General features: G+C 62.5%; 25 protein-coding genes and 3 tRNA genes. 25 read left to right on the top strand and 3 right to left on the bottom strand.

Going from position 1 to position 25,922, the window contains the following annotated elements:
* Nucleotides 1-37 precede the first annotated feature (37 nt).
* The 20 genes from plsX to nagZ all read left to right on the top strand — a co-directional run bounded on the left by plsX (nucleotide 38) and on the right by nagZ (nucleotide 18,895).
* Nucleotides 38-1,177, top strand: coding sequence for a phosphate acyltransferase PlsX (gene plsX, locus IHE30_RS03365; protein WP_443193586.1), 1,140 nt, complete (start codon nucleotides 38-40; stop codon nucleotides 1,175-1,177).
* Nucleotides 1,177-2,166 carry a beta-ketoacyl-ACP synthase III gene (locus IHE30_RS03360; protein ID WP_337688789.1) on the top strand — a complete coding sequence of 330 codons (990 nt, stop codon included), beginning with the start codon at nucleotides 1,177-1,179 and terminating at the stop codon, nucleotides 2,164-2,166. Before plsX ends, IHE30_RS03360 begins: the two co-directional genes overlap by 1 nt.
* An 81-nt stretch (nucleotides 2,167-2,247) precedes the next feature.
* The gene (gene fabD / locus IHE30_RS03355) at nucleotides 2,248-3,180 is read left to right on the top strand and encodes an ACP S-malonyltransferase (RefSeq protein WP_337688788.1); all 933 of its coding nucleotides are present in this window, start codon (nucleotides 2,248-2,250) and stop codon (nucleotides 3,178-3,180) included.
* A gap of 49 nt (nucleotides 3,181-3,229) precedes the next feature.
* The gene (gene fabG / locus IHE30_RS03350; RefSeq protein WP_337688787.1) at nucleotides 3,230-3,979 is read left to right on the top strand and encodes a 3-oxoacyl-ACP reductase FabG; all 750 of its coding nucleotides are present in this window, start codon (nucleotides 3,230-3,232) and stop codon (nucleotides 3,977-3,979) included.
* A 132-nt stretch (nucleotides 3,980-4,111) separates the two neighbouring features.
* Entirely contained in the window at nucleotides 4,112-4,351 is a 240-nt protein-coding gene (gene acpP / locus IHE30_RS03345; RefSeq protein WP_041754094.1) for an acyl carrier protein, read from the top strand.
* Between the two features lie 103 nt (nucleotides 4,352-4,454).
* Entirely contained in the window at nucleotides 4,455-5,693 is a 1,239-nt protein-coding gene (fabF, locus tag IHE30_RS03340) for a beta-ketoacyl-ACP synthase II (RefSeq protein WP_337688786.1), read from the top strand.
* A complete protein-coding gene (locus IHE30_RS03335) occupies nucleotides 5,693-6,211 on the top strand; it encodes a protein YgfX (protein ID WP_337688785.1) in 519 nt (172 codons plus the stop codon). Before fabF ends, IHE30_RS03335 begins: the two co-directional genes overlap by 1 nt.
* Before the next feature lie 121 nt (nucleotides 6,212-6,332).
* On the top strand, nucleotides 6,333-6,932 hold the full coding sequence (gene rpoE / locus IHE30_RS03330; RefSeq protein WP_337688784.1) for an RNA polymerase sigma factor RpoE: 600 nt from the start codon (nucleotides 6,333-6,335) through the stop codon (nucleotides 6,930-6,932).
* A 54-nt stretch (nucleotides 6,933-6,986) separates the two neighbouring features.
* On the top strand, nucleotides 6,987-7,661 hold the full coding sequence (locus tag IHE30_RS03325) for a sigma-E factor negative regulatory protein (RefSeq protein WP_337688783.1): 675 nt from the start codon (nucleotides 6,987-6,989) through the stop codon (nucleotides 7,659-7,661).
* Nucleotides 7,662-7,665: 4 nt separating this feature from the next.
* The gene (locus IHE30_RS03320) at nucleotides 7,666-8,712 is read left to right on the top strand and encodes a MucB/RseB C-terminal domain-containing protein (RefSeq protein WP_443193585.1); all 1,047 of its coding nucleotides are present in this window, start codon (nucleotides 7,666-7,668) and stop codon (nucleotides 8,710-8,712) included.
* A gap of 30 nt (nucleotides 8,713-8,742) precedes the next feature.
* On the top strand, nucleotides 8,743-10,239 hold the full coding sequence (locus tag IHE30_RS03315) for a DegQ family serine endoprotease (RefSeq protein ID WP_337688781.1): 1,497 nt from the start codon (nucleotides 8,743-8,745) through the stop codon (nucleotides 10,237-10,239).
* 16 nt (nucleotides 10,240-10,255) lie between these two features.
* A complete protein-coding gene (locus IHE30_RS03310; RefSeq protein WP_337688780.1) occupies nucleotides 10,256-10,552 on the top strand; it encodes a glutaredoxin family protein in 297 nt (98 codons plus the stop codon).
* 98 nt (nucleotides 10,553-10,650) lie between these two features.
* Entirely contained in the window at nucleotides 10,651-12,444 is a 1,794-nt protein-coding gene (gene lepA, locus IHE30_RS03305; protein ID WP_337688779.1) for a translation elongation factor 4, read from the top strand.
* Between the two features lie 18 nt (nucleotides 12,445-12,462).
* Nucleotides 12,463-13,374 (top strand): signal peptidase I, encoded by a 912-nt coding sequence (lepB, locus tag IHE30_RS03300; RefSeq protein WP_337688778.1) that lies wholly within the window; start codon nucleotides 12,463-12,465, stop codon nucleotides 13,372-13,374.
* A gap of 50 nt (nucleotides 13,375-13,424) precedes the next feature.
* Nucleotides 13,425-14,597 (top strand): ribonuclease III, encoded by a 1,173-nt coding sequence (gene rnc, locus IHE30_RS03295; protein ID WP_337688777.1) that lies wholly within the window; start codon nucleotides 13,425-13,427, stop codon nucleotides 14,595-14,597.
* 160 nt (nucleotides 14,598-14,757) lie between these two features.
* Nucleotides 14,758-15,621, top strand: coding sequence for a GTPase Era (gene era / locus IHE30_RS03290; protein ID WP_443193594.1), 864 nt, complete (start codon nucleotides 14,758-14,760; stop codon nucleotides 15,619-15,621).
* Entirely contained in the window at nucleotides 15,608-16,606 is a 999-nt protein-coding gene (gene recO, locus IHE30_RS03285; RefSeq protein ID WP_443193584.1) for a DNA repair protein RecO, read from the top strand. The genes era and recO overlap by 14 nt, the downstream gene beginning before the upstream one ends.
* Nucleotides 16,603-17,367, top strand: coding sequence for a pyridoxine 5'-phosphate synthase (gene pdxJ / locus IHE30_RS03280; RefSeq protein ID WP_337688775.1), 765 nt, complete (start codon nucleotides 16,603-16,605; stop codon nucleotides 17,365-17,367). Before recO ends, pdxJ begins: the two co-directional genes overlap by 4 nt.
* Nucleotides 17,364-17,861 (top strand): holo-ACP synthase, encoded by a 498-nt coding sequence (gene acpS, locus IHE30_RS03275; protein ID WP_337688774.1) that lies wholly within the window; start codon nucleotides 17,364-17,366, stop codon nucleotides 17,859-17,861. Before pdxJ ends, acpS begins: the two co-directional genes overlap by 4 nt.
* 29 nt (nucleotides 17,862-17,890) lie before the next feature.
* Entirely contained in the window at nucleotides 17,891-18,895 is a 1,005-nt protein-coding gene (nagZ, locus tag IHE30_RS03270) for a beta-N-acetylhexosaminidase (RefSeq protein WP_337689000.1), read from the top strand.
* 15 nt (nucleotides 18,896-18,910) lie between these two features.
* Here nagZ and IHE30_RS03265 read toward each other — a convergent pair whose 3' ends face one another.
* From IHE30_RS03265 to earP, 3 genes are all read right to left on the bottom strand, one after another.
* Nucleotides 18,911-20,269: a sigma-54-dependent transcriptional regulator gene (locus IHE30_RS03265; protein ID WP_337688773.1), complete on the bottom strand. Its 1,359-nt coding sequence runs from the start codon at nucleotides 20,267-20,269 to the stop codon at nucleotides 18,911-18,913.
* A 282-nt stretch (nucleotides 20,270-20,551) separates the two neighbouring features.
* The gene (gene efp, locus IHE30_RS03260) at nucleotides 20,552-21,109 is read right to left on the bottom strand and encodes an elongation factor P (RefSeq protein ID WP_337688772.1); all 558 of its coding nucleotides are present in this window, start codon (nucleotides 21,107-21,109) and stop codon (nucleotides 20,552-20,554) included.
* A 94-nt stretch (nucleotides 21,110-21,203) separates the two neighbouring features.
* Nucleotides 21,204-22,415 (bottom strand): elongation factor P maturation arginine rhamnosyltransferase EarP, encoded by a 1,212-nt coding sequence (earP, locus tag IHE30_RS03255; protein WP_337688771.1) that lies wholly within the window; start codon nucleotides 22,413-22,415, stop codon nucleotides 21,204-21,206.
* Nucleotides 22,416-22,518: 103 nt separating this feature from the next.
* Between earP and uvrC the strand changes: the two genes are divergently transcribed.
* The 5 genes from uvrC to IHE30_RS03230 all read left to right on the top strand — a co-directional run bounded on the left by uvrC (nucleotide 22,519) and on the right by IHE30_RS03230 (nucleotide 25,894).
* The gene (gene uvrC / locus IHE30_RS03250) at nucleotides 22,519-24,819 is read left to right on the top strand and encodes an excinuclease ABC subunit UvrC (RefSeq protein WP_337688769.1); all 2,301 of its coding nucleotides are present in this window, start codon (nucleotides 22,519-22,521) and stop codon (nucleotides 24,817-24,819) included.
* 96 nt (nucleotides 24,820-24,915) lie between these two features.
* On the top strand, nucleotides 24,916-25,503 hold the full coding sequence (gene pgsA / locus IHE30_RS03245; protein ID WP_337688768.1) for a CDP-diacylglycerol--glycerol-3-phosphate 3-phosphatidyltransferase: 588 nt from the start codon (nucleotides 24,916-24,918) through the stop codon (nucleotides 25,501-25,503).
* A gap of 135 nt (nucleotides 25,504-25,638) precedes the next feature.
* A tRNA-Gly gene (locus tag IHE30_RS03240) sits at nucleotides 25,639-25,714 on the top strand.
* A 22-nt stretch (nucleotides 25,715-25,736) separates the two neighbouring features.
* Nucleotides 25,737-25,812, top strand: a tRNA-Gly gene (locus IHE30_RS03235).
* 8 nt (nucleotides 25,813-25,820) lie between these two features.
* Nucleotides 25,821-25,894, top strand: a tRNA-Cys gene (locus IHE30_RS03230).
* Nucleotides 25,895-25,922 lie beyond the last annotated feature (28 nt).

Raw genomic sequence — 25,922 nt, 5'->3', positions numbered from 1 at the left:
CCTGCCGCTTTTTTGTGCCTGAAATTCGCCGCATCCCATGACTGTAAAGATCACAATCGACTGCATGGGAGGCGACCACGGTCCAACCGTGACGGTTCCCGCCGCGGTCAGTTTCGTACGTGCGCATCCGGATGCGCAACTCGTGCTGGTGGGCTTGGACGACGCGATCCGCGCGCAGCTCAAGCGATGCAAGGCGCTCGACATGCCCACGCTGTCGATCGTCAAGGCGAGCGAGGTCGTCGCGATGGACGACTCCGTCGAGGTTGCGTTGCGCAAGAAGAAGGACTCGTCGATGCGCGTCGCGTTGAACCTGGTGAAGGAGGGCCATGCGCAAGCCTGCATCTCGGCCGGCAATACCGGCGCATTGATGGCGGTGTCGCGCTACGTGCTCAAGACGCTGGCCGGCATCGAGCGGCCGGCGATCGCGTTTGCACTGCCGAACCAGCGTGGCTACACGACAATGCTCGACCTGGGCGCGAATGTCGACTGTGAGCCGCAGCACTTGTTGCAATTCGCCGAGATGGGGCACGCGCTGGTGTCCGCGATTGAGGGCAAGGATCGCCCATCGATCGGGTTGCTAAACATCGGCGAAGAGGTGATCAAGGGCAACGATATCATCAAGCGCGCCGGCGAGCTGATGCGCGCGAGCACCCTTAATTTCCGCGGCAATGTCGAGGGCAACGACATTTACAAGGGCACGGTCGACGTGATTGTTTGCGATGGTTTTGTCGGCAACGTCGCGTTGAAAACATCAGAAGGACTCGCGCGGATGCTGGCTGACATGATTCGCGAAGAGTTCAATCGGTCGTGGGCCACAAAGCTGATGGCGCTGCTTGCGCTACCGGTGCTGTCGCGTTTCAAGAAACGAGTCGATTCGCGCCAGTACAATGGCGCCGCGCTGCTGGGCCTGCGCAATCTGGTAATCAAGAGCCACGGTTCGGCAGATGCGTATGCGTTTGAGTGGGCTATCAAACGCGGATATGATGCCGTCAAAAATGGCGTTCTTGAGCGCCTGACGCGGGCGTTGGAGGAAAATGCTGACCCGCTCGCTCCCGCGGCCGACGCCGGTTCTGGCAAACCTCACGTGCCCGGCGCACAAGCGCTTTCCAACAAGACCACCGGCGGCCTCGCGGGATCCGCGCCTCAGCCGCTGGCTGCGCTATCCTCGAAGGCATGATGGGTCATTCCACTATTTACTCGCGCGTGCTCGGTACTGGCAGCTATTTGCCGCCGACGCGCGTCACCAACCAGGCGCTGGCCGAGCGGCTTGCACAGCAGGGAATTGAGACGAGCGATGAGTGGATCGTGGCGCGCACGGGTATCCATGCGCGCTATTTCGCGTCGTCCGAGCAAGCTACCAGCGACCTTGCGTTGGTGGCCGCGCAGCGCGCGATCGCAGCGGCTGGCGTCGATTTGCAGGCGATTGAGTTGATCATTGTCGCCACGTCGACCCCGGACTTTGTGTTCCCGAGCACGGCTTGCTTGCTGCAGGACAAGCTCGGCATCCGCAACGGTGGCGCGGCATTCGACGTGCAGGCGGTATGTTCCGGGTTCGCCTACGCGCTGGCGGTGGCCGACGGGTTGATCCGCAGCGGTGCGCATCGCAACGCCCTGGTGATCGGTGCTGAAACGTTTTCGCGGCTGCTCGATTTTAAGGACCGGACCACCTGCGTGCTGTTCGGCGACGGCGCCGGTGCCGTCGTGCTCGGCGCCTCGGACCAACCAGGGCTGCTGGCGAGCGCGCTGCACGCGGACGGCAGCCACGCGCACATCCTCTGCACGCCAGGCAACGTCAACGGCGGTGTGATCCAAGGGAGTGCGTTTTTGCACATGGATGGGCCCGCGGTATTCAAACTCGCGGTGAACGTGCTCGAGAAGGTGGCGCTCGAAGCGCTGGCCAAGGCCGGCATGTCGGCGGATCAGGTCGATTGGCTGATTCCGCATCAGGCCAATATCCGGATTATGCAGGGCACGTGCCGCAAGCTCGGGTTGCCATCGGAGCGCATGATCGTGACGGTCGGCGAGCATGGCAACACGTCGGCCGCATCGATTCCGCTCGCGCTGGACGTGGCGGTGCGGGACGGCCGCATCAAGCCCGGCGATCGGGTACTGATCGAAGGCGTGGGTGGTGGTTTTACCTGGGGTGCGGCAATCATCCGCATGTAGACGCGTATACAGCCTGCGCAGGTGTGTGTTGCACCGTCCGAGCGCATGCCGTTTCCCTGTTTTTTTCTATTCGAGGACGATATGAAGTTCGCGTTCGTTTTCCCTGGACAAGGCTCGCAATCGATCGGCATGCTCGATGCATTCAGCGATCATCTTGTTGTGAAGGCGACGCTCGAGGAAGCGTCCGATGCGCTGAGCCAGGATATCGGCCGCTTGATCGCACAGGGGCCGGCCGACGAACTGAACCTGACCACCCATACGCAGCCCGTGATGCTCACCGCCGCCTACGCGATTTACCGTGTGTGGCAGCAAGCCGGCGGCGCGGCACCGGCGGTCGTTGCCGGCCACAGCCTCGGCGAATATACGGCACTGGTCGCCGCGGGCGCAATCACGTTTCGCGACGCGTTGCCGCTGGTGCGCTTTCGCGCACAGGCGATGCAGCAAGCGGTGCCGGTCGGGGCCGGAGGGATGGCTGCGGTCCTGGGGCTGGATGATGACGCAGTGCGCGCCGCGTGCTCGGAAGCGGGGGCGGTCGGCATCGTCGAGGCGGTCAATTTCAATGCGCCGGCGCAAGTTGTGATCGCTGGCCACAAGGCGGCCGTGGACAAGGCATGCGAGATCGCCAAAGCTAAGGGCGCGAAGCGCGCGGTGTTGCTGCCCGTGTCAGCGCCGTTTCATTCATCGCTACTCAAGCCGGCGTCCGAGCGCCTGCGCGAATATCTGGCCGATGTCGATGTGCGCGCGCCGCAAATCCCGGTGGTTAGCAATATCGACGTGGCGATGGTATCGGATCCGGCCGGCATCAAGGATGCGCTGGTGCGCCAGGCCGCCGGACCGGTACGCTGGGTCGAATGCGTGCGCGCGATCGCCGCGCAGCAGATCACGCATGTGATCGAGTGCGGCCCTGGCAAGGTGTTGGCTGGGCTGACGCGGCGCATTGATGCCAACCTGGTGGGCGGCGCGATCGTCGATCCGGCATCGCTCGACGATACGCTGAAACTGTTGCAAGGTTAAATGCCGGGCTGTCAACGGGATTTATCATTTGATTTGGAGCCAAGACGAGATGGAAAAATCGCTCGACAAACAGATTGCGCTAGTCACCGGCGCGTCGCGCGGCATCGGCCGTGCGATTGCGCTCGTGCTCGGGCGCGCCGGCGCGACGGTGATCGGCACCGCCACGTCCGACAAGGGGGCGACGGCGATCAGTGACGCGTTGCGCGCCGAGGGCATGGCCGGTCGCGGCGTGGTGCTGGACGTCAACGACGGCCGCGCGGCCGATGCGCTGGTCGATTCGGTGGTCAAGGAGTTCGGGACATTGACCATCCTAGTGAACAACGCCGGCATCACGCAGGACCAGCTTGCGATGCGGATGAAGGACGACGAGTGGGATGCGGTAATCGACACCAACTTGAAGGCCGTGTTCCGCCTGTCGCGTGCCGTGCTGCGGCCGATGATGAAGGCTCGCGGCGGGCGCATCATCAGTATCACGTCCGTCGTCGGCTCAACCGGCAATCCGGGGCAGGTCAACTACGCAGCGGCCAAGGCGGGGGTGGCTGGTATGACGCGGGCGCTGGCGCGCGAGATCGGCAGTCGCAACATTACCGTCAACTGCGTGGCGCCGGGGTTCATCGACACGGATATGACCCGCGTGTTGCCCGAGGCGCAGCGCGCTGCGCTCGACGCGCAGATTCCATTAGGCCGGCTGGGTGCGCCGGAAGACGTCGCCCACGCGGTGGCATTCCTCGCTTCGGCGCAGGCGGGATATATCACGGGCACGACGCTGCACGTCAACGGTGGCATGTACATGTCCTGACGGGTGCTGGCTGCACTTGCTGCGGTGCTTGCAAGGGTTGTGGCGAAACTGGTCGCGCGTCATTTTTTGCGGGACAAACCTGATAAAATGCGCGCACTTGCATTTTTGAACTCATTTTCCCTGGAGGGGTGCATGGACAACATCGAACAGCGCGTCAAGAAGATCGTTGCGGAACAGCTCGGCGTGGCTGACGCGGAAATCAAGAACGAGGCATCGTTCGTCAACGATCTGGGTGCGGATTCGCTGGATACGGTCGAGCTTGTGATGGCGCTGGAAGACGAATTCGGCATGGAGATTCCGGATGAGGAAGCCGAGAAGATCACGACGGTCCAGCAGGCAATCGACTACGCCCGGGCTAACGTCAAGGCTTGAGCGTCTGAGTTTTCTGTCGCAGGTCGCGGCCACAGGGCTCACGGGTTTCCGTGCGGCCGCTGTGGCTTTTTGATTTTCTGTTATTTATGAAAAAGGGAATATCGTGAGCCGTCGTCGTGTGGTAGTTACCGGCCTTGGGCTGATTTCGCCCGTTGGCAATAACGTTGCCGACGGTTGGGCGAACCTGGTTGCTGGCAAATCGGGGATCGCGAATATCACGAAGTTTGACGCATCGAATTTTTCAACGCGTTTCGCCGGTGAAGTCAAGGGCTTCAATATCGAGGACTACATGACGGTTAAAGAGGCCCGTCATATGGATACGTTCATCCACTACGGCTTTGCGGCCGGCGTGCAAGCCATGACGGACGCGGGCATCGACACGGCAAGCGAGGATTTGGAGCGTATCGGTGTGGTCGTCGGCTCGGGCATTGGCGGCTTGCCGATGATCGAAGTCACGCAAACCGAGTTGCTGAACCGAGGGCCACGGCGAATTTCTCCTTTCTTCGTGCCAGCCTCGATTATTAACATGATCTCCGGTCACCTGTCGATGCGCTACGGCCTCAAGGGGCCGAATCTGGCGATCGTGACCGCCTGCACGACCGGCCTGCACTGCATCGGCGAGGCGGCGCGGTTGATCGAGTACGGGGACGCCGACGTGATGCTGGCCGGCGGCGCGGAAGCGACCGTGTCGCCGCTGGGCATTGGCGGCTTTGCCGCCGCGCGCGCGCTGTCGCAGCGCAACGATGATCCGGCCACGGCCAGCCGTCCGTGGGACAAGGACCGTGATGGCTTCGCGCTGGGCGAGGGCGCTGGCGTCATGGTGCTCGAGGAATACGAGCGCGCGAAGGCGCGCGGCGCGAAGATCTATGCCGAAGTCGCCGGCTATGGCATGAGCGCTGACGCGTACCACATCACGGCGCCGCTCGAGGATGGCGACGGCGCGCGCCGCTGCATGCTGGCGGCGTTGAAGAACGCGCGCGTGAACTTGGATGAAGTCCACTACCTGAATGCGCACGGTACGTCGACGCCGTTGGGCGACCTGGCGGAGACCATCGGCATCAAACGCACGTTTGGCGACCACGTGAAGCACATGGTCGTGAACTCGACGAAGTCGATGACCGGCCACCTGCTCGGCGGCGCAGGCGGCCTGGAGTCGGTGTTCACCGTGTTGGCGCTGCATCACCAAGTATCGCCGCCGACGATCAACATTTTCAATCAGGATCCGCAGTGCGACCTGGATTACTGCGCGAATACCGCGCGGGAGATGAAGATCGATGTCGCGTTGAAGAACTCGTTCGGCTTCGGCGGCACGAACGGTACGCTGGTGTTCAAGCGCGTCTGATGACGGATCGCGCCATCTGCGCGGGGCTCCAGCCCGCGCCGTCGCCGCACCTCGGCATCGCATCGGTGGCGCGCGACGACGCGATGGCTTTGCGGTGCTCGCCGATGCTTGCGGCGCTGGGCATGGCTGGCGCGTGTGCGTGCGCGCTGGCGGTGATGCTGGTGCTGGCGCCGCGCATCGGTTTCATCGCCGCCGCAGCGGTAGCGCTCGCGGTGGCGCTCGGATTGGTTGTTTGTTCGCAGTGGCAAGAACGTATGAGGCCGATTGCGATCAAAGTCGAGCCGGATGGTGTGCTCACGTGGCACCGCCAGGGCGCGCCGGTGCGATATCACCGGATTGTGGGGCACGCGCGTCCTGCTGCCGGCTTGCTGGTGCTGCGCCTGGCGCCTGATGAAGAACGGGCAACGCGGCGCCGTGCAAGGCCGGGCTCGGTGCTAATCGCGGCGGACGCAATCGAGCCGGCCCATTTCCGCGAGTTGGCAATTGCGTTGGCGCGTCAGCGCCGGCGGCCCGGATGAATTGTTGCGCCGCAGCGCACCCGCGCGGCCCCTTGTAACCGTTGTAACGCTTGCCTGCCCTCGGGGCGCTACAATAGGCGTCCTTTCGCGTCGCAATCTATACAGACAACGGATTTTTCAGGTGAGCGAAAAAGAAATCGACCAGGCCCTGGTCGAGCGTGTCCAGAAAGGCGACAAAGCCGCGTTCGAACTCCTGGTCGCCAAATACCACCGCAAGATTATCAGGCTGATTTCGCGCCTCGTGCGCGACCCCGCGGAAGTCGAGGACGTCGCGCAGGACGCGTTCATCAAGGCATATCGTGCGTTGCCGCAATTTCGCGGCGAGTCCGCGTTCTATACATGGTTGTACCGGATAGCCGTTAACACCGCAAAGAATTACCTTGCGACGCAGGGCCGGCGTGCGCCGACGTCCACGGAAGCGGACGCAGAGGAGGCTGAAACTTTCTCCGATGCCGACCAACTAAGGGATATCAACACGCCTGAATCAGTGTTGATGAGCAAGCAGATCGCACAGACGGTCAACGCCGCGATGGCGCTATTGCCCGAGGAGCTGCGCACGGCGATCACGCTGCGCGAGATCGAAGGACTGAGCTACGAGGAAATCGCCGAGATGATGAGTTGCCCAATCGGCACCGTCCGGTCGCGGATTTTTCGGGCTCGCGAGGCCATTGCGACAAGGTTGCGCCCGTTGCTGGATACCCCCGAAGGAAAACGGTGGTAGCGGTGGTAAGGGTCGAGCGGGGGCTACGGGGTTGTCAGTTAGATGGGGAGCATCATGGGGTCGGTTCCATTGCAAATGAACGAGTCGGCGAGCCACATTTCGGTTGCCGAGCGTATTTCCGCCGCGCTGGATGGTGAATTGCCGGAAGGCGCCGGGCACGCGGCGCACGCGCGCGAGTTGCCCAGGCTTGCCGAGTTCCTGTCGACGCTGGATGCCGACGGGCGGGCCCTGTGGACCGACTATCACCTGATCGGTGATGTGCTGCGCTCCGACGACTTGGCCGACGATGCCGCGATGAGTGCGGCGTTCGTTGCCCGGTTTTCCGCGCGACTGGCCGATGAGCCGCACGTGCTGGCGCCGTCGGCGTTGCGGACCAACGTGCGGCGCGCGCTGGCGTTACGGCGCTGCATGTTGCCCGTATTCGCGGTGGCTGCTGCCGCTGCGACGCTGAGTTGGGTGGTCGTGCCGCAACTGCAGGGCCTTGGCAGTGCAGGCACGCCGGCACAAGTCGCTTCGGTCAGCGGCTCGGGTGTGGAGGCAATGCAGCGCGTCGCATTGTCGTCCACGCCGGTCGATGGTGGCGTGCAGCAGGGCGTCCAGGAGGTAAACATTGTTCGCGATGTGGCGTTGGATCAATATCTCGCCGCGCACCAGCAATTCGCGCAGCAGCCGATGATCCAATCCGCCACGCCTTTGATCCGTGCCGCCGCGGTTTCCGAGGGCAACTAATCTGATGCAGCTTCAGCGGTCAACCACAATCGATGCACGGGGGCGGCTGCGGGGAACGAGGTTCGTCGCAGCCGTATTCATTTCGATGGTCTGCGCGGCCGTCTACGCTCAGCCGCGCACTGACGACCCGCTCGTCGCCAGGCGCGAGGCGGCCAATTGGCTGAACCGGATCCACCAGGCCGCGCAGCAGCAGAGCTACGAAGGGACTTTCGTCTACCAGCGCGGGTCGGCGGTGCAGTCATCCAGCATCGTGCATTTCGCGGATCATGGTGACGGCGAATATGAAAGGCTTGAAAGCCTGGACGGCAAGCCGCGCCGGATGCTACGGCACAACGACGAGGTCTACACGTTCGTGCCCGAGCGCAAGCTGTGCGTGTTCGAGCATCGGCAGAGCAAGGATTCGTTTCCCGCGCTATTGTCCGCAAGCAGCGACCGCGTATTGAGTGTCTACGATCCGCAACTGCTAGGGACCGACCGTGTCGCCGGACTGGACGCGACGGTGATCGAATTGCGTCCAAAGGACGCGCTGCGCTATACGTATAAGTTGTGGGCTGACCAGAAGACCGGCTTGCTGTTGCGCGAGCAGACGCTGGATAGCGATGGGCAGGTGCTCGAGCAGGTTGCTTTTTCGCAGGTCCGGCTCGGCGTGACGGCAGAGCGCAACGCGATTGCCCAGGCCATGCGCAACGCATCCGGTTGCGTGCGCTCCCCGGTGGAGCCAGTCAACATGGAAGCAGCGGGCTGGCAACTGCCGAATCAGATTTTTGGGTTTCACAAGGTGCGGGCGCTACGCCGGCCGATGGCCGCACGCGATCCATCGTCGTCGCCCATTGCCGTAGATCAGGCGGTGTTTTCGGATGGGCTGTGTGCGATCTCGATTTTCGTCGAGCCATTCGAGCACAATTCCCGCAAGGAAGGCTCGGGTGCGAGCGGAGCCACGCACATCCTAGTCAAGCGCCATGGTGATTATTGGATCACCGCGTTGGGCGAAGTACCGATGACGACGCTGCAACGGTTCACTTCTGCCATAGAATACAAGGCTCCTCGATAGTTCGCGCGGTCTCTTTCTTTTGTCGACAATATGAATATCCATCCGGTGCGCAGATTTCTGCTCGCGGCCGCCATGGCCCTCTGTATTCCGTTGGTGCCTCCGTGCGCAGCCGCGGCGCCAGCTGCCGCCAGCCTGCCAGATTTCACGGACCTGGTCGATAAGGTCGGCCCGGCGGTCGTCAATATCCGTACCACGACGCATGTGCAGCAACAGGTCCCGACAGGCCTGCCCCCCGGGCTGGATGACGGCGATATGTCCGAGTTTTTCCGGCGCTTCTTCGGTATTCCGCTGCCACAGCAGCCGGGCAAGCCGAACCCGCCACGCAGAGGGGGCGGAGGCGGCGATTCAGACCCGTCGGACTCGGAGCAGAGCAGCGGCGTGGGCTCCGGCTTTATCTTATCGGCCGACGGCTATGTGATGACCAATGCGCATGTGGTGGATGACGCGGACACGATCTATGTGACGCTGACCGACAAACGCGAATTCAAGGCACAGTTGATCGGCGTGGATGAGCGCACCGATGTGGCGCTCGTGAAGATCAATGCGGCGAGCCTGCCGACAGTGACGATCGGCGATTCAGACAAGGTCCGGGTTGGCGAATGGGTCGTGGCGATTGGCTCCCCCTTTGGGCTAGACAACACGGTCACGGTTGGCATCGTCAGCGCGAAGGGGCGTGATACCGGCGACTATTTGCCGTTCATCCAAACTGATGTCGCGGTCAATCCTGGCAATTCGGGCGGGCCGTTGATCAACATGCAAGGCGAGGTCATTGGCATCAACTCGCAAATCTACAGCCGTACCGGCGGTTTCATGGGGATCTCGTTTGCCATTCCGATCGACGAGGCCATGCGCGTCGCAGACCAGCTCAAAGTCAACGGGCGGGTCGTGCGGGGCCGGATCGCGGTGGCGGTCGGCGAAGTGACCAAGAACGTGTCGGACTCACTGGGTTTGCCTAAGGCGCAAGGCGCGCTGGTGTCCAACGTCGAGGCGGACGGCCCGGCCGATAAGGCCGGCGTGCAGCCGGGGGATATCATCCTGAAATTCAATGAGCGCACTGTGGATGCGGCGACGGACCTGCCGCGGATGGTGGGCGAAACCAAGCCCGGTACCCGGGCGACGCTGACGATCTGGCGCAAGGGCCAGACGAAGGATTTGTCGGTCGTCGTGGCCGAGATGCAGCCGGACAAGACGGCGAAGGCACAGACTAGTCGTCGCACGCCGCCGCGCGAGCGGGCATCGAACCAGCTTGGACTGGCGGTCAGCGATCTGTCTCCGGCGCAGCGCAAGTCGATGAATCTGACCGGCGGCGTGCAGGTCGATAGCGTGCACGGCCCGGCGGCCCGCGCCGGCCTACAGCGGGGCGACATCATCCTGCGAATCGGCGATACCGACGTCTCGAATACGAAACAATTCGAGTCGCTCGTGCAGCAACTCGATCCGCAAAAGGCTGCGGCGTTGCTGGTGCGCCGCGGCGACAACACGCAGTTCGTCCCGGTCAGGCCGCAGCCCGCGCCGGCGCAGAAGTAATGCGGGCCGACGCTCGATGATGGCGCACGGCTCGCGCCGCCTGCCTCGCCTGACGCTGTACGGCCGCGCGTGGTGTCATCTGTGCGACGACATGCGGGCGCAACTCGATGCGCTGTGGCCGAGCACGAGCGGCATTGCCATCGACGTAGTTGACATCGACGCGGATCCGGTGCTGCAAGCGCGGTATGACGAGGCGGTACCCGTGCTGCTGCTGGACGGCGTTGAGTTGTGCCGCCATCGGCTCGATCCTGTGCGCGTCGCACGGGCGCTGGCAGGCTTCGATGCGGGGCGATGGCCTGCGAGTCCAGCCTGATTGATGCGTTTTCCGCTAAAATGCGCGGATTCTTGACTTTATCGCAAGGCGTGCTCCGCTTTTGTCCGAGCGCGCCTTTTTCGCTTGATCGGCACTGAATGGATCATATTCGTAATTTTTCGATCATCGCGCACATCGATCACGGTAAATCGACGCTTGCCGACCGCATCATCCAACTGTGCGGTGGCCTGTCGGACCGCGAAATGGAAGCGCAAGTGCTCGACTCGATGGACCTGGAGCGCGAACGCGGCATCACAATCAAGGCGCAGACTGCCGCGTTGACGTACCGGGCGCGGGATGGTCGTGTCTATAACTTGAACCTGATTGACACGCCGGGCCACGTCGATTTTTCCTATGAGGTGAGCCGTTCGTTGTCCGCCTGCGAGGGGGCGCTGCTGGTCGTCGACGCAAGCCAGGGGGTCGAGGCGCAGACCGTCGCAAACTGCTATACGGCGATCGAGTTGGGTGTCGAAGTCGTGCCGGTGCTCAACAAGATTGATCTGCCCGCGGCAAACCCGGACAACGCGATGGCCGAAATCGAGGATGTGATCGGCATTGACGCCACGGACGCAGTGCAGTGCAGCGCGAAGACCGGCCTGGGCGTGCAGGACGTACTCGAAGCGCTGATCGCCAAGGTGCCGCCGCCCCGCGGCGACGCGCAGGCGCCGCTGCAGGCGCTGGTCATCGATTCGTGGTTCGACAATTACGTCGGCGTCGTGATGCTGGTGCGCATCATCAATGGCGCGTTGCGACCAAAGGACAAGATCAAGATGATGGCGACCGGCGCGCAGTATCCGGTCGAGCACGTGGGCGTATTCACACCGAAGTCGCAAAACCGCGACGTCTTGTCCGCGGGCGAGGTCGGGTTCGTGATCGCTGGCATCAAGGAATTGACGGCCGCGAAGGTTGGCGACACGATCACCCATTCGGCGAAGCCGGCGGCTGAACCGTTGCCGGGCTTCAAGGAAGTCAAGCCGCAGGTGTTTGCTGGGCTGTATCCGGTCGAGGCCAACCAGTACGATGCGTTGCGCGAGTCGCTCGAGAAACTCAAGCTTAACGATGCGTCGCTGCAATACGAACCCGAGGTCTCGCAGGCGCTGGGCTTCGGCTTTCGCTGTGGCTTCCTAGGTTTGCTGCACATGGAAATCGTGCAGGAGCGGCTTGAGCGCGAATTCAACATGGACTTGATCACGACGGCGCCGACCGTCGTGTACCAGGTGCTGATGCAGGATGGCTCGATGGTGATGGTCGAGAATCCGGCGAAGATGCCTGAGCCCGCCAGGATCGCCGAGATTCGCGAGCCGATCGTGACGGTAAATCTGTATATGCCGCAGGACTATGTCGGCGCGGTGATCACGCTATGCACGAGCAAGCGCGGCAATCAGGTCAACATGGCCTACCACGGTCGCCAGGTGCAACTCACGTATGAGATACCGATGGCCGAGATCGTGCTGGATTTTTTCGATCGGCTCAAATCCGTATCGCGCGGCTACGCGTCGATGGACTATGAGTTCAAGGAATACCGGGTATCAGACGTGGTCAAGGTTGATATGCTGATCAACGGCGATAAGGTCGATGCGTTGTCGGTGATCGTGCATCGATCGCAGTCGCAATATCGCGGCCGCGAGGTAGCTGCGAGGATGCGCGAAATCATTCCCCGGCAGATGTACGACGTCGCGATCCAGGCGGCTATCGGCGCGCACATCATCGCGCGCGAGAACATTAAGGCGCTGCGCAAGAACGTGCTGGCCAAATGCTACGGTGGCGACATCACGCGCAAGAAGAAGCTGCTCGAAAAGCAAAAAGAAGGCAAGAAGCGGATGAAGCAGGTCGGCAGCGTCGAGATTCCTCAAGAGGCATTTCTCGCTATCCTCAAAGTCGAAGACAAATAACCGAAAAACGGAATCTCCATGAATTTTGCGCTGATCCTCTTTATCCTGGTTGTGTTGACCGGCATTGCATGGGTAGCGGACAAACTGGTTTTTCTGCCTCAGCGCCGGCGGGCCGCGGATGCTGCCGCGCACGAGTTTGATCAGCAGCAACAGCGCATGGATGCGCGCTTTCGCGATGAAAACGCCGCCCGCACGCGGGCAAGGCTGCGCGAAGAATGGCTGCGCCAGCCGTGGTGGCTCGAGTATTCGGCGAGTTTCTTTCCGGTGATCTTGCTAGTCTTCGTGCTGCGTTCATTTATTGTCGAGCCGTTCAAGATCCCGTCCGGCTCAATGGTGCCCACGCTGCTTGTTGGCGACTTTATCCTGGTCAACAAGTTTGATTACGGGATCCGCTTGCCGATCATCGACAAGAAAATCATCCCGAACCGAGATCCGCAGCGCGGCGACGTCGTCGTGTTCCGCTATCCGAAGGACGAGTCGGTCGACTACATCAAGCGCGTTGTCGGCGTGCCGGGCGACGTGGTCGCGTATCAGGACAAGCACTTGACGATCAATGGCAAGGTGGTGCTCAAAACGCCGCTGCCGGATTATCTGGATGAGGACCGGCTGTCGATGGGGCAGCCGGCCAAATACGTCAAGCAGTACAGCGAGACGCTCGGAGACAAGCACCATGCGTTGCTCAACGATCCAGGCGTGCCGCCGTTCGTAATTGGCGCAGACGATTATCCCTATCGCGATAATTGCCATTACAATGACCGCGGCGTGATTTGCAAGGTGCCGCCGGGCCACTATTTCGTGATGGGCGACAACCGGGATAATAGTGCCGACAGTCGCTACTGGGGCTTTGTGCCTGAGCGCAACCTGGTCGGCCGTGCGTTCTTCATCTGGCTGAACTTCTCGAACCTGAAGCGCATCGGCTCGTTCGAATGACGCCTGAGCGTTGCACGGCTCAACCTGCGGCACGCGTTATACTTCTATCCATGCCTTTGTCACCGCTGGAAAGCCGGCTGCACTACGAATTTCGCAATGCGGAATTGTTGCGGCAGGCGATGACCCACCGAAGCCACAGTGCCACGCATAACGAGCGGCTCGAATTCCTTGGCGATTCAGTCCTCAACTGCGTGGTGGCCGCTCTTTTGTTCCAACGTTTTAGCAAGCTCGACGAAGGCGACCTGTCCCGCGTGCGGGCCAATCTCGTCAAGCAACAGTCGCTGTACGAAATTGCTCAGGCGCTGAATATCGCAGAGGCGCTGCGGCTCGGTGAGGGGGAGTTGCGCAGCGGCGGCTTCCGGCGGCCATCGATCCTAGCCGACACGCTTGAGGCGGTGCTCGGCGCGATCTTCCTCGATGGGGGGTTCGACGCGGCACAAACAGTGATCAAGCGGTTATATGTCCCTATTTTGGATCATATTGATCCGCGCACGCTGGGCAAGGATGCCAAGACACTGTTGCAGGAGTATCTGCAGGGCCGCAAGATCGCATTGCCGAGCTACACGGTGATCGCAACCACGGGTGCTGCCCATAATCAGCAGTTCGAGGTCGAGTGCACGGTGCCGAAGCTCGAGGTCAAGGTGTTCGGCACCGGTGCCAGTCGGCGTGCAGCCGAGCAGGCTGCCGCAAAAAAGGCGCTCGAAGAAGTGATGGCGGTGGCGCCACAGTTGCTCGGCAAGCCGAAGCGATCGAAAAGTGCGGCACGCGCCGCCAAGCGCGAATCCGAGGACGCACCGTCGCATAGCACCGGGGTGCAGGGCGCACTGGATTTACGCCCCGCGTTGGACCGCAAGGCTGAGCGGCTGGGCCGCGCCGAGCGCACCGCGGTGCAGCCCGCCGAGCGGGCGATGCAGCCAATGGAGCGCAGGGAGAATAATGATCGTGAACGCGCGAGCAGCGCGCCGTTGCCGCATGGCGTGCCGAGTGCCGTCGCGATGATGCGTGCTTCGCACGCCGATCATTCGATCGAGCGGGCGTCACGCCAGGCCGACAAGGGGGCCGCCGCGGCTACGACGGCCGATGCGCCATTGGCCAGGGCGGCGGCAGCGATGGCCACCCCCACCGTGGTGGCCGATGTGCCGGCTGAGCCCGCACAGGCGCCCGATGAGCGCCGCGATACGGTGCCTCATCCGGCGCCACGCAAGGCCGATGCCGGCGCGTGACCGCGACCGCGTCATGCGGCCTGTCACCATATGACCTGCCGCGCTTTACCCTTTGAACCCGACAGCTGAGGTGGGGCGCCACGCGCCCACGTCAGCAGTATTTCCTGCAGGTCCGCTTGCCATGAATTCGACTCTTGAACAAACCGGTTTCCGTTGCGGCATGATCGCGATCGTCGGGCGCCCCAATGTCGGCAAATCGACGTTGATGAACGCCCTCGTCGGACAGAAGGTCAGCATCACGTCACGCAAGGCGCAAACCACGCGGCACCGGATCACGGGTATCCGGACGCTGGACGATGCGCAATTCATCTTTGTCGACACGCCCGGCTTCCAGACCCGGCACGGCTCGGCGCTGAACCGCTCGCTGAACCGCGCGGTCACCTCGACGCTGACGTCGGTGGACGTCGTACTGTTCGTGGTCGAGGCTAGCCGTTACGGGCCCGATGACCAGCGAGTGCTGGAGTTGATCCCGCCCTCGGTGCCGACGGTGCTGATAGCGAACAAGATCGACAAGCTTTCAGACAAGAGCGTGCTGCTGCCATTCTTGAAAAGCACAGCGGCGCTGCGCGCGTTCCGTGACGTCGTACCGATGAGCGCGAAGCAGCCGGACGACATTACGCGGCTGCTGACGATCCTACGGCCGTCGTTGCCGCTCGGTGAACCGATTTACGGCGAGGACGAGCTAACCGATCGCAGCGAGCGATTCTTGGCGGCCGAGATCTTGCGGGAGAAAGTCTTCCGCTGGACCGGAGACGAGTTGCCCTACACGAGTACGGTACTGATCGACAAGTTCGAGCAGGAAGGCCGCCTGCGGCGGATTTTCGCAACGATTCTCGTTGATCGTGACAACCACAAGGCGATGATCATCGGGCAGAAGGGCGCAAAGCTGAAGCAGATTAGCACCGAGGCGCGCGTCGACATGGAAAAGCTTTTCGATGGTCCGGTTTATCTGGAGACGTTCGTGAAGATCAAGAGTGGCTGGGCGGACAACGAGGCGGGATTGCGCGCCTATGGGTACGAGTGACGTCTGGCCGGGTCATCCAGAGGAGGCCGGGCAACTCGACGCCAGCGAGGCACCCTGCCTGACGCCCGGCGGCGCGCCGCCGGGCGCGTCGGATGCGTCGGATGCGTCGGATGCGTCGGATGCGTCGGATGCGTCGGATGCGTCGGATGCGTCGGATGCGTCAGATATGTCAGATATGTCAGATATGTCGGGCGAGGTGGCGCGGTCCGCGCCAGATGACGCCGCACCGACCCGTCGCCGCGCCGCCGCGCCGCGCTCGGGCCACCGTATCGCCGAGCAGCCGGGCTTCGTGTTGCACACCTACCCGTATCGCGAGACGAGCCTAATCATCGACGTGTTGACGCGCACGCACGGCCGTCTCGCACTCGTCGCAAAGGGGGCGAAGCGGCCGCATTCGGCGCTACGCGGCGTGCTGCAGACGTTTCAGCCGCTCGCGTTGTCATGGACCGGCAAGTCCGAAATGCGGACCCTGACCAGGGCTGAATGGGTCGGCGGAATGCGTCCGCTTACCGGCGATGCACTGCTGTGTGGCTTTTACGTCAACGAGTTGCTCGTTCGGTTCTGTGCACGGGAAGATCCGCATACCACCTTGTTCGACCATTACTTGCTGACGTTGACACGGCTCGCGCATGATGAACCAGCGGTGCAGGTATTGCGCTCGTTCGAGCGCGTCTTACTGCGTGAGACCGGCTATGCTATGTCGCTCGATCGGACCGTGACGAGGCAGCATGTCGTAGCCGGGCGCTCATATGTGTTCGACCCCGAACGGGGCGTGTGTGACGTCGAGATGCTCGAGCCTGAGGCGCACGCGCTGCGCGGACCGGTCATTGCCGGGCAAACGCTGCTTGACATGGAGCGTGACGATTATTCGCGTGCGCAGACCGTCGCGCAGAGCAAGACCCTGATGCGTTTTTTGCTTAATACTTATCTTGGTGGCGCGCCGCTTGCGACGCGCCAGATCCTGATTGACCTGCAAAGCCTATGAACGTCTTCTCGTCGCCGACGCCTATCATCGAATTGGGTGTCAACATCGACCATGTCGCCACGTTACGCAACGCGCGCGGCACGGCGTATCCCGACCCGCTGCGCGCGGCGCTGCAAGCTGAGGCTGCCGGTGCCGACGCGATTACGCTGCATCTGCGCGAGGATCGCCGCCATATTGTGGATGCCGACGTGCGCGCGTTGCGGCCGTTGCTCAAGACCCGAATGAACCTGGAGTGCGCGCTGACGCAGGAAATGCTCGACATCGCCTGTGACGTGCGCCCACATGACGTTTGCCTGGTACCGGAAAAGCGCGCCGAGTTGACCACCGAAGGCGGATTGGATGTGGTCACGCATTTTGACGCGGTCAAGGCGGCGAGCCGACAACTGGCCGATGCGGGCACGCGCGTATCGCTGTTCATCGACGCTGAGCCGGAGCAGATTCGGGCGGCTCACGAAAGTGGCGCACCGGTGATCGAGCTGCATACTGGACGCTACGCCGACGCGGATGACGACGTCCGGCAGTCACAGGAATTCGAGCGGATCGCCGTGGGGGTTGACCTGGGGCTGTCGCTGGGCCTGAAAGTCAATGCCGGTCACGGCCTGCACTATACCAACGTGCAGCGCATTGCCGCGCTCGATGGCATTGCCGAGCTGAACATTGGCCATGCCATCGTCGCGCATGCCATTTTTGCGGGATGGGACAACGCCGTGCGGGAAATGAAGGCGATCATCGTCGCATCGCGTGTGGGCGCGCGTGCATGAGCACCGCAGCCGCGCCCGCGCCGAGGGTGCCCCGCGCCGTCTATGGGGTCGGTACGGACATCGTGCAGCTTAGCCGCATCGCCGCTGTAATGGAGCGCACCGGCGGCCGCTTTGCCGAGAAAATCCTCGGTCCGCAGGAACTGGTGGTCTATCGCCTGCGCGCGGCACGCTCGGACGTGCGTGGGGTGGCGTTCTTGGCCACCCGCTTCAGCGCGAAGGAGGCGTTCTCCAAAGCGATCGGGCTCGGCATGCATTGGCCCATGGCGTGGCGCGCGGTGCAGACGCTCAACGAGAAGAGCGGCAAGCCGGTGCTCGTCGCGTCTGGCGAGCTGGCCCGGTGGATGGCCGAGCGCGGACTTAGCGCACGCGTATCCGTCAGCGACGAACGTGATTATGCGGTGTCGTTCGTCATCGCCGAAGTTGACGCGTCCATGGATAGCCCCGGTGCCGGGCCGATGGACCGGCACGCAACCGACCTCAGGAACCCTAGTTGAACAACCGCAAGGGCCAATATGGTCCGGTGATGCTTGACGTCGTCGGCACTTCGTTGAGTCGTGACGATATTCGCCGGATCGCCGATCCGCTGACTGGCGGCGTGATTGTGTTCGCCCGCAATTATGCGAATCGCGCGCAATTGCTCGAGCTGACCGGCGCAATCCGCGATGTGCGCGATGACGTGATCATTGCGGTGGACCAGGAGGGCGGGCGTGTGCAGCGTTTCCGGGGGGATGGGTTTACGTCGCTGCCGCCGATGCGCGCGCTGGGCGCGCTATGGAACAACGATGCGCTCGCGGCGATCCGAATGGCCACGGCGATTGGCTATGTGATGGCATCGGAGTTGCGCGCGAGTGGCGTCGACTTGAGCTTTGCGCCGGTGCTCGATCTGGACTACGGGCGCTCGAAGGCGATCGGCGATCGCGCGTTCCATGCGGATCCGCGCGTTGTCGCGCTATTGGCCAAAAGCGTCGCGCATGGCTTGGCACTGGCCGGGATGGCAGCCTGCGGCAAACACTTTCCAGGGCACGGCTACGTAGAGGCGGATTCGCATGTCGAAGCGCCTGTCGATACCCGCGCGCTCGACGAAATTCTCGGCTGCGATGCGCAGCCATATCAATGGCTTGGGCTGTCGCTGGCCGCGGTAATGCCGGCCCATGTCGTTTATCCGGCCGTCGATACCCGGCCAGCCGGCTTCTCGTGCGTGTGGCTGCAGCAGATCCTGCGCGGCAGGCTTGGGTTCAATGGCGTGATCTTCAGCGACGATTTGTCGATGGAGGCGGCGCGCCAGGCCGGGACTACCGCCGAGGCCGCGCACGCGGCGCTTGATGCCGGATGCGACATGGTGCTCGTGTGCAATTGTCCCGAGGACGCCGACGATGTGCTGCAGCGCCTGCGCGCGCGCGTTATCGATACGGCGTCCCGGCGTCGCATCAAGCGGCTCGCCCCCCGCGGTGGCGCGCCGAGGTGGAGCGAGCTAATGCGCCAACCCGACTATTGCCAAGCACGCGAGCTGATCGACAATCTGCGGTGAACGGGGTGGACCGGCTTAGGTCACCTTCATTCGCTGAAGCTTGTTGTACAGCGTCTTGGGGCTGATGCCGAGCAGCGTCGCCGCACGATGTCGGGTGCCGCCCACCGCATCGAGCGTGGCGCGGATCAACATCTCCTCGACATCGGCAAGCGGTGTGCCGACCGCAATCTGCACTTGGTTGCTCGACAGCGAACGGCCAGTGCGGCTGCCTTCGTCGTCCGGCGACAAACTTTCGATCATGTCCTCGGACGCCTGATGCGCGCGCTCGATCACGTCGCGCAATTCACGCACGTTGCCCGGCCACTCGTATTGGAACAGCTCGCGCACGCAAAGCGGGCTGAGCCGCTTGACCGACTCGTGGCGTTGGTTCAGCACGTCGATGAAATAAGTGGCCAACAGTTCGATGTCCTCGCCGCGCTCGCGCAGCGGCGGCAATATCAGCGGCGCCACATTTAGCCGTTGCAGCAGGTCGGCGCGCAGCGTGCCGCGGGCCAGCGCCTGCTGCGGCGATTCGACGGTGGCCGCCACCACCCGGAAGTCGGCGCTCAGATCGGTGGTACCGCCCATCCGGCGGAATGTGCGCACGCCCAGCGCTCGTGCGAGTGCTTCCTGCTGCGCGGCCGGCAGCAGATCGACACGGTCGATGAACAGCGTGCCGCCGGCCGCCTGTTCCAGCACGCCGGCTTCGTTCGTCTCCGCCCCATCGAATGCGCCGCGCTGGTGACCGAATAGCATGCTTTCCCACGGCTCAGCGCTTGCGTGATTGGCCGCCGCGCCGTCCAGCTTCACCAGTGGGCCTTTCTTGCGACGGCTCATCTCGTGCAGCGTTCGCGCGGCGATCTCCTTGCCCGTTCCCGGCTCGCCGACGATCAGCACCGCTGCCTCTGTCGGCGCGATACGCTCGATCGTGTCATAGACCTGTTGCATTGCTGCACCGCGGCCAATCATTGAGCCAAAGCGGCCGACTCGCCGCAATGCTGCACGCAAGTTCTGAACTTCCTCGGTAAGCTCGTATGGGCGCGGGATGCGCGCCAACAGGCTGCGCAATCGCGGGATATTGACTGGTTTGAGTAGGTAGTCCCAAATGCCGTGGCGCAGCCCTTCGATCGCGCTTTCTACCGTCGCGTTACCGGTCATGACGATGACGGGCGTCGCGCCGTCCGGCTGGGACGGCAGCGAGTGCAGCACGTCTAGCCCACTGCCGTCTGGCAGGTTCAAGTCGACCAGCACCACATCGGGAATAAACCGCTGCAACGCGGCGCGCGCTTCTTCGAGCGTGGCTGCCGTGTCGACGGAAAAGCCATCCGTACTCAGGATGGTCGACAATCCCGACAGGCTGTTAGGGTCGTCTTCAACGATCAGGGCGTGTGGCATAGCGCGAAGAGGTATTATCTGCGGCGAATTTTTGAGCGCTGCGGTGGCGGTTCGGGGTGAGCATGCTTCGTGCCAGTTCGTAGCACTTTACCAATCAACGTGTTGCTGTAATAGGGTGACTCGCGCGCGGCCCCGATGCGGCAAATTTTTCCCGTTTGGCGCGTAAATTCTTCCACCGCTGCGCAGCGGTGTCGCGTCGCGTCGCGTAGCGTTGACCCCGTAAACAAAAAGCGCTCCAGTCGGAGCGCTTGCGTTGCAGCATTGAGACTATTCGACGCGCTGTTACGCGCGGCTGCGGTACTCGTGTGTACGCGTGTCAATCTCGATCTTGTCGCCGATGTTGCAGAATAGCGGCACTTGCAATTCGAAGCCGGTAGCCAACTTGGCATTCTTGAGAACCTTACCGGACGACGTATCGCCTTTGACCGCAGGTTCCGTATAGACGATTTCGCGCACCAGCGTGGTCGGCAACTCGACGGAGATCGCCTTGTCGTTGTAGAACACCACTTCACACATCATGCCATCTTCGAGATAGTGCAACGCATCGCCCATCATCTCGCTTTCGACCTCGTACTGATTGTAGTCCGCATCCATGAAGACATACATTGGATCAGCGAAGTACGAATAGGTAACTTCCTTGCGGTCGAGCACGACCACGTCGAATTTGTCATCGGCCTTGTACACCGACTCGTTGCCCGCGCCGGTCAGCAGGTTCTTTAATTTTAACTTGACGACCGCGGCGTTGCGGCCCGACTTATTGTACTCGGTCTTCTGCACGACCATGGGATCGTTGCCGATCATTATGACGTTGCCCGTACGCAGTTCTTGAGCGGTCTTCATAACACTGTCCTGTCCGATAAATGGGTATGGCGAATGGCTGACGGCACGCCCCCGCATTGGGCAGTCCGACAGGCGAGCCTAAACGCTTGAAAACTCACCATTTTAACGTATTTTGGACAAATGCGGCCAGATGCCCGGCTAGATCACCGACGGCGGCTAGCTCGTCCGCCCATGCGTGCGCGCGTGCCGCGAACGCTTCCCGATGCTGGATGAAATCCTGCCAATCGGGCAGGCCATGCGTTGAATTGCCGTTCCATGCGTGCCAGAAGCGCGTCAATGCGTCGCGCGCGCGCGGCTCCAGCGCCGAGCCGATATGCGCGAGGGCCGCGTCCAGCTTCGGCAGATGTGCATCATCCGCCTGTGGATAGATGTGCCAGACGAACGGCTTGCGTGCCCATTGCGCGCGCACGAACGAATCCTCGCCACGCACGAAGTTGATATCGGCGCTCCACAACAGTCGGTCGTAGCCGAGCTGATCGGTGAACGGCAACGCATGCGCGCTCAGCGCGCCTGCGCTCGCGCTCGTGCCTGCCGCGAATGCGCGCGGTCCTGCAGGATAACCGAAGAACCGCGCCACGGAGCTAGAGATTTGTCCCTGTGGAACCAGTAGCACCAACGGATCCGTCGCATCGCGCCATTGCTCGAGCAGCACGTCGAGGACGGGATTCTCGTAGGAGAACAGCGATACGACCGTGGCGGCCGGATCGGGCTGTGGCAGCCCGAGCGTCGTCCACCAGCCTGCCCGTTCGGCCGCCGATTCGACGAACGTGCGGCGCTGCGAGTCCAGGTCTTGCTCGCGAAGCACTCCGCCGGTGTGGGCGCCGAGGCCGGGGAAGAAGAACGTCTTAGCCAGCGCATGGCGGGGATGGGACGACGCGCGCAAGTGAAAGTGCGCTACCCAGTCTTCTGACGACAGGTATTCAAGGTTGATCCAGGCTACCTGCGACGAGCGTTGCGCCATCGCAGCAACGTATGACGCCGGCAGATCACAGGCGAATGCCTCGATGACGACATCGGCGATGTTCAGTACCGCCGCGCCAGGCTCAGCGAACTGGAGCCCATGCCAGTGCTCGATGATGACGCCGGCCAGCATTTGCCGCTCACGCTGGGCATCCAGCCCAGGCGCTAAGCGCGCGAGCGTGGCCAACTCGTCGATGAACAGACGCACCTGCCAGCCGTATTCATTCGCCAATTGCCGGGCCAGCCGCCAGCAGACGCCGGCGTCGCCGAAATTGTCGATTACCGTGCAGAAAATGTCGCACGTGAGCGGCGCACGCGCGACGAGTGGGTCGGGGCAGGAGGACATGGGACGCGTGCGCGACGCGCAGGCCGCTTGACGAATGATCTAAACTTCTTATTTTAGAGCACAGATCCCGTGCAGCGCACGAGAGTGATCCGGTATTGGCTACATGACTGAACCGTCCGTCCCGCCGTCCGTTGCCGAGCCCGATGCGGGTTTCGACCCTAAGCGTGTCATTGCGCAGTTGCCGCACCTGCCCGGCGTGTATCGCTACTACGACGCGCAAGGCGCCGTGCTGTACGTGGGCAAGGCGCGCGACTTGAAAAAACGTGTATCGAGCTATTTCACTAGAACGCTAGTGTCGCCGCGCATCGCGTTGATGGTCCAGCGCATCGCGCGTATCGAAACCACGGTGACCCGTTCCGAAGCCGAGGCACTGCTGCTAGAGAACAATCTGATCAAGGCGTTGACGCCACGCTACAACATTCTGTTTCGCGACGATAAGTCGTATCCGTACCTGAAGCTCACTGGGCATCGCTTCCCGCGCATGGCGTACTACCGTGGCGCGGTTGACAAGCACAACCAGTATTTTGGCCCATTCCCGAGTTCCTGGGCGGTGCGCGAGAGCATTCAGATCTTGCAGCGCGTATTCCAATTGCGAACCTGCGAGGACTCAGTCTTTAGCAACCGTACCCGCCCCTGCCTGCTGCATCAGATCGGCCGGTGCACTGCGCCTTGTGTCGGCGCAATCAGTGACGAAGACTATGCACGCGACGTGACGAACGCGGCGCGCTTTCTGCAGGGGCGTCAGCGTGAGGTAATGAACGAACTGGAGGACAAGATGCATGGTTACGCGGCCGAGTTGAAATTCGAGCAGGCGGCCGCGGTACGCAACCAGATGAGCTCCTTGTCCAAGGTGCTGCATCAGCAGGCGATCGAGGTCGGCGCCGAGCGTGGCAGCGGCGATGCCGACATCCTGGCGGTGGTTGCGCAAGGAGGGCGCGTGTGCGTGAACCTGGCCATGGTACGTGGCGGACGCCATCTCGGCGACAAGGCTTATTTTCCATCCCACGTCGAGACCGCGCTGGCCGCGCCGGACGAGTTCAGCGTGGAGGAGGCTATGGGTGCCACGTGCGTCGCCGATAGGCTGTCGGGGGGTAAGGCGCCGGCAACCGCCGATGTGCATGATGCCGACAACGGCGCGGACGTTGCCGAGGTATCAGAAGCCGGCAATGGGTCCGAGGTGGGCAATGGGTCCGAGGCGGGCGGTGGGTCCGAGGTGGGCAATGAATTCGAAGTAGATGGTGGATCCAAGGCCGGCGATGGGCCGGAAGTGACGACAGCCGCCATCCCGGCAGCCAGCGCTGCAGCAGCCGATATCCTGGCGATGGACCGTAGCACACGGAAGACAGCGCGGGATGGCATCGAGGCAGAGGTGCTGGACGCGTTCATCGCACAGCACTATATTGGCCATCCGGTGCCGCCAGTCATCATCGTTAGCCATGCGCCGGCCACGCGTGAGCTGGTTGACGTGCTGACGCAGCAGTGCGGGCACAAGGTCTCGCTGATCCGCCAGCCGCAAGGCCAGAAGCGGGCATGGCTATCGATGGCCGAGCAGAATGCACGACTCGCGCTCGCCCGGCTGCTGTCCGAGCAGGGTTCCCAGCAGGCCCGTACGCGCGCGCTTGCCCAGGTGCTGTCAATTGACCTGGAGGACTTGTCATCGTTGCGCATCGAGTGCTTCGACATCTCGCATACGATGGGCGAGGCAACCCAGGCCTCCTGTGTCGTCTATCACCATCATAAGATGCAGTCCGCCGAGTACCGGCGCTACAACATCACGGGGATCACGCCGGGTGATGACTACGCCGCTATGCGGCAGGTGCTCACGCGGCGCTATGAAAAGGTCGTATCGCAATTGGCCGGCGCATCATCGACTTTGCCGGCCGACGTGCACCCGGCTCGCGGCGCCGCACCCGCCCGCGACGCGCAGCCCGCGGCACAGGCGGTTGCGAGTGCCGGCGCGCTGCCGCACATTGTGCTGATCGACGGCGGCAAGGGGCAGGTCGAGATCGCCCGTCAGGTTTTCACGGAACTGGGGCTGGACGCCGGCATGCTGGTTGGGGTCGCGAAAGGTGAAGGTCGCAAGGTTGGTCTGGAGACTCTGGTCTTCGCAAACGGGCGGGCGCCGCTCGAGTTGGGCAAGGAGAGTGCCGCGCTGATGCTGGTCGCGCAGATCCGCGACGAGGCGCACCGCTTTGCCATCACCGGGATGCGGGCCAAACGCGCCAAAGCGCGGCACAGCTCGCGCCTGGAGGAGCTTGAGGGGGTGGGGACGAAGCGACGGCAGCGATTGCTCGCGCGCTTTGGCGGACTGCGCGGCGTGATGTCCGCTAGCATCGACGAATTGGCCAGTGTCGAAGGCGTGTCGCGCACGCTGGCCGAGCAGATTTACCGTCAATTGCATTGAGCATGGCGGCTGGCGCGTGGGCCGTTTGCTTGTGACGCGCCGGATCACGCGGCACAATGGCAATCCTGCGCAACCTTTCATCGCCCGTTCGCTTCGATGCCTTTCAATTTACCGATTTTCCTGACGTGGCTCCGGATCGTGCTGATCCCGTTGATCGTTGGCGTGTACTATCTGCCGGACACGATGCTGATCGCGCAGGACAAGAACGAAGCGGCTGCGGCCATCTTCATCCTGGCGGCGTTGACCGATTGGTTCGATGGATTTCTCGCGCGCAAGCTCAACCAGACTTCGGCATTTGGTGCCTTTCTTGACCCGGTTGCGGACAAGCTGATGGTGACCGCCGCGTTACTGGTACTGGTGCACTTGATGCGGCTCGATGCGGCCATTGCGCTGGTGATCGTGGGCCGTGAGATCGCGATTTCCGCGCTGCGTGAATGGATGGCGCAGATCGGCGCATCCAAGAGCGTCGCCGTCAATTCGCTAGGCAAGTTCAAGACCGCGTGCCAAATGATCGCGATTCCAATGCTGCTGTACTACGCGCCAATTGGCGTGCCGGGGCAGTTCGCGATCAACACGCGCGTCGTGGGCGAGTGGCTAATCTACTTGGCGGCCGTGCTGACGATCTGGTCGATGTTCTATTACATGAAGTTGGCCTGGCCGCAGATCCGCGATCGGGCTGCATGACGGGCTGGAGCGGAACGGGCATTGCTGCGATGGCACGGATTTTTTATCGGCCTCGGTCCTTGACACTGTGCGTCGCTTTCAGCATAATCTCGAACTCTGCTGAACACGCCAACGCGTGAACGGCGATAGCATCGTGCGGGAGTAGCTCAGTTGGTAGAGCGCAACCTTGCCAAGGTTGAGGTCGCGAGTTCGAGACTCGTCTCCCGCTCCACGACGCATAGTAGCTCATGCTTGCGGGAGTAGCTCAGTTGGTAGAGCGCAACCTTGCCAAGGTTGAGGTCGCGAGTTCGAGACTCGTCTCCCGCTCCAGGTGCCATGGCGCGATAGCAAAGCGGTTATGCAGCGGCCTGCAAAGCCGTTTAGGCCGGTTCGACTCCGGCTCGCGCCTCCAGACAACCCCCTAATTTCAGGGGGTTTTT

Origin of the sequence: Mycetohabitans sp. B46, assembly GCF_037389205.1 — a bacterium.
Lineage (GTDB): Bacteria > Pseudomonadota > Gammaproteobacteria > Burkholderiales > Burkholderiaceae > Mycetohabitans.
The sequence above is the reverse complement of the archived record's forward strand: the minus strand, read 5'-3'. Positions and strand labels throughout refer to the sequence as shown.

What these genes read in the sequence shown, in the direction of transcription:
- IHE30_RS03320 (WP_443193585.1), top strand. Translation starts at nt 7,666, where the DNA reads ATGCAGCTTCAGCGGTCAACCACAATCGATGCACGGGGGCGGCTGCGG.
- rnc (WP_337688777.1), top strand. Translation starts at nt 13,425, where the DNA reads ATGCCTTTGTCACCGCTGGAAAGCCGGCTGCACTACGAATTTCGCAAT.
- IHE30_RS03315 (WP_337688781.1), top strand. Translation starts at nt 8,743, where the DNA reads ATGAATATCCATCCGGTGCGCAGATTTCTGCTCGCGGCCGCCATGGCC.
- IHE30_RS03265 (WP_337688773.1), bottom strand. Translation starts at nt 20,269, where the DNA reads ATGCCACACGCCCTGATCGTTGAAGACGACCCTAACAGCCTGTCGGGA.
- acpP (WP_041754094.1), top strand. Translation starts at nt 4,112, where the DNA reads ATGGACAACATCGAACAGCGCGTCAAGAAGATCGTTGCGGAACAGCTC.
- lepA (WP_337688779.1), top strand. Translation starts at nt 10,651, where the DNA reads ATGGATCATATTCGTAATTTTTCGATCATCGCGCACATCGATCACGGT.
- fabG (WP_337688787.1), top strand. Translation starts at nt 3,230, where the DNA reads ATGGAAAAATCGCTCGACAAACAGATTGCGCTAGTCACCGGCGCGTCG.
- fabD (WP_337688788.1), top strand. Translation starts at nt 2,248, where the DNA reads ATGAAGTTCGCGTTCGTTTTCCCTGGACAAGGCTCGCAATCGATCGGC.
- efp (WP_337688772.1), bottom strand. Translation starts at nt 21,109, where the DNA reads ATGAAGACCGCTCAAGAACTGCGTACGGGCAACGTCATAATGATCGGC.
- pgsA (WP_337688768.1), top strand. Translation starts at nt 24,916, where the DNA reads ATGCCTTTCAATTTACCGATTTTCCTGACGTGGCTCCGGATCGTGCTG.
- IHE30_RS03360 (WP_337688789.1), top strand. Translation starts at nt 1,177, where the DNA reads ATGGGTCATTCCACTATTTACTCGCGCGTGCTCGGTACTGGCAGCTAT.
- earP (WP_337688771.1), bottom strand. Translation starts at nt 22,415, where the DNA reads ATGTCCTCCTGCCCCGACCCACTCGTCGCGCGTGCGCCGCTCACGTGC.
- acpS (WP_337688774.1), top strand. Translation starts at nt 17,364, where the DNA reads ATGAGCACCGCAGCCGCGCCCGCGCCGAGGGTGCCCCGCGCCGTCTAT.
- pdxJ (WP_337688775.1), top strand. Translation starts at nt 16,603, where the DNA reads ATGAACGTCTTCTCGTCGCCGACGCCTATCATCGAATTGGGTGTCAAC.
- era (WP_443193594.1), top strand. Translation starts at nt 14,758, where the DNA reads ATGATCGCGATCGTCGGGCGCCCCAATGTCGGCAAATCGACGTTGATG.
- IHE30_RS03335 (WP_337688785.1), top strand. Translation starts at nt 5,693, where the DNA reads ATGACGGATCGCGCCATCTGCGCGGGGCTCCAGCCCGCGCCGTCGCCG.
- IHE30_RS03325 (WP_337688783.1), top strand. Translation starts at nt 6,987, where the DNA reads ATGGGGTCGGTTCCATTGCAAATGAACGAGTCGGCGAGCCACATTTCG.
- nagZ (WP_337689000.1), top strand. Translation starts at nt 17,891, where the DNA reads ATGCTTGACGTCGTCGGCACTTCGTTGAGTCGTGACGATATTCGCCGG.
- lepB (WP_337688778.1), top strand. Translation starts at nt 12,463, where the DNA reads ATGAATTTTGCGCTGATCCTCTTTATCCTGGTTGTGTTGACCGGCATT.
- uvrC (WP_337688769.1), top strand. Translation starts at nt 22,519, where the DNA reads ATGACTGAACCGTCCGTCCCGCCGTCCGTTGCCGAGCCCGATGCGGGT.
- IHE30_RS03310 (WP_337688780.1), top strand. Translation starts at nt 10,256, where the DNA reads ATGATGGCGCACGGCTCGCGCCGCCTGCCTCGCCTGACGCTGTACGGC.
- plsX (WP_443193586.1), top strand. Translation starts at nt 38, where the DNA reads ATGACTGTAAAGATCACAATCGACTGCATGGGAGGCGACCACGGTCCA.
- recO (WP_443193584.1), top strand. Translation starts at nt 15,608, where the DNA reads ATGGGTACGAGTGACGTCTGGCCGGGTCATCCAGAGGAGGCCGGGCAA.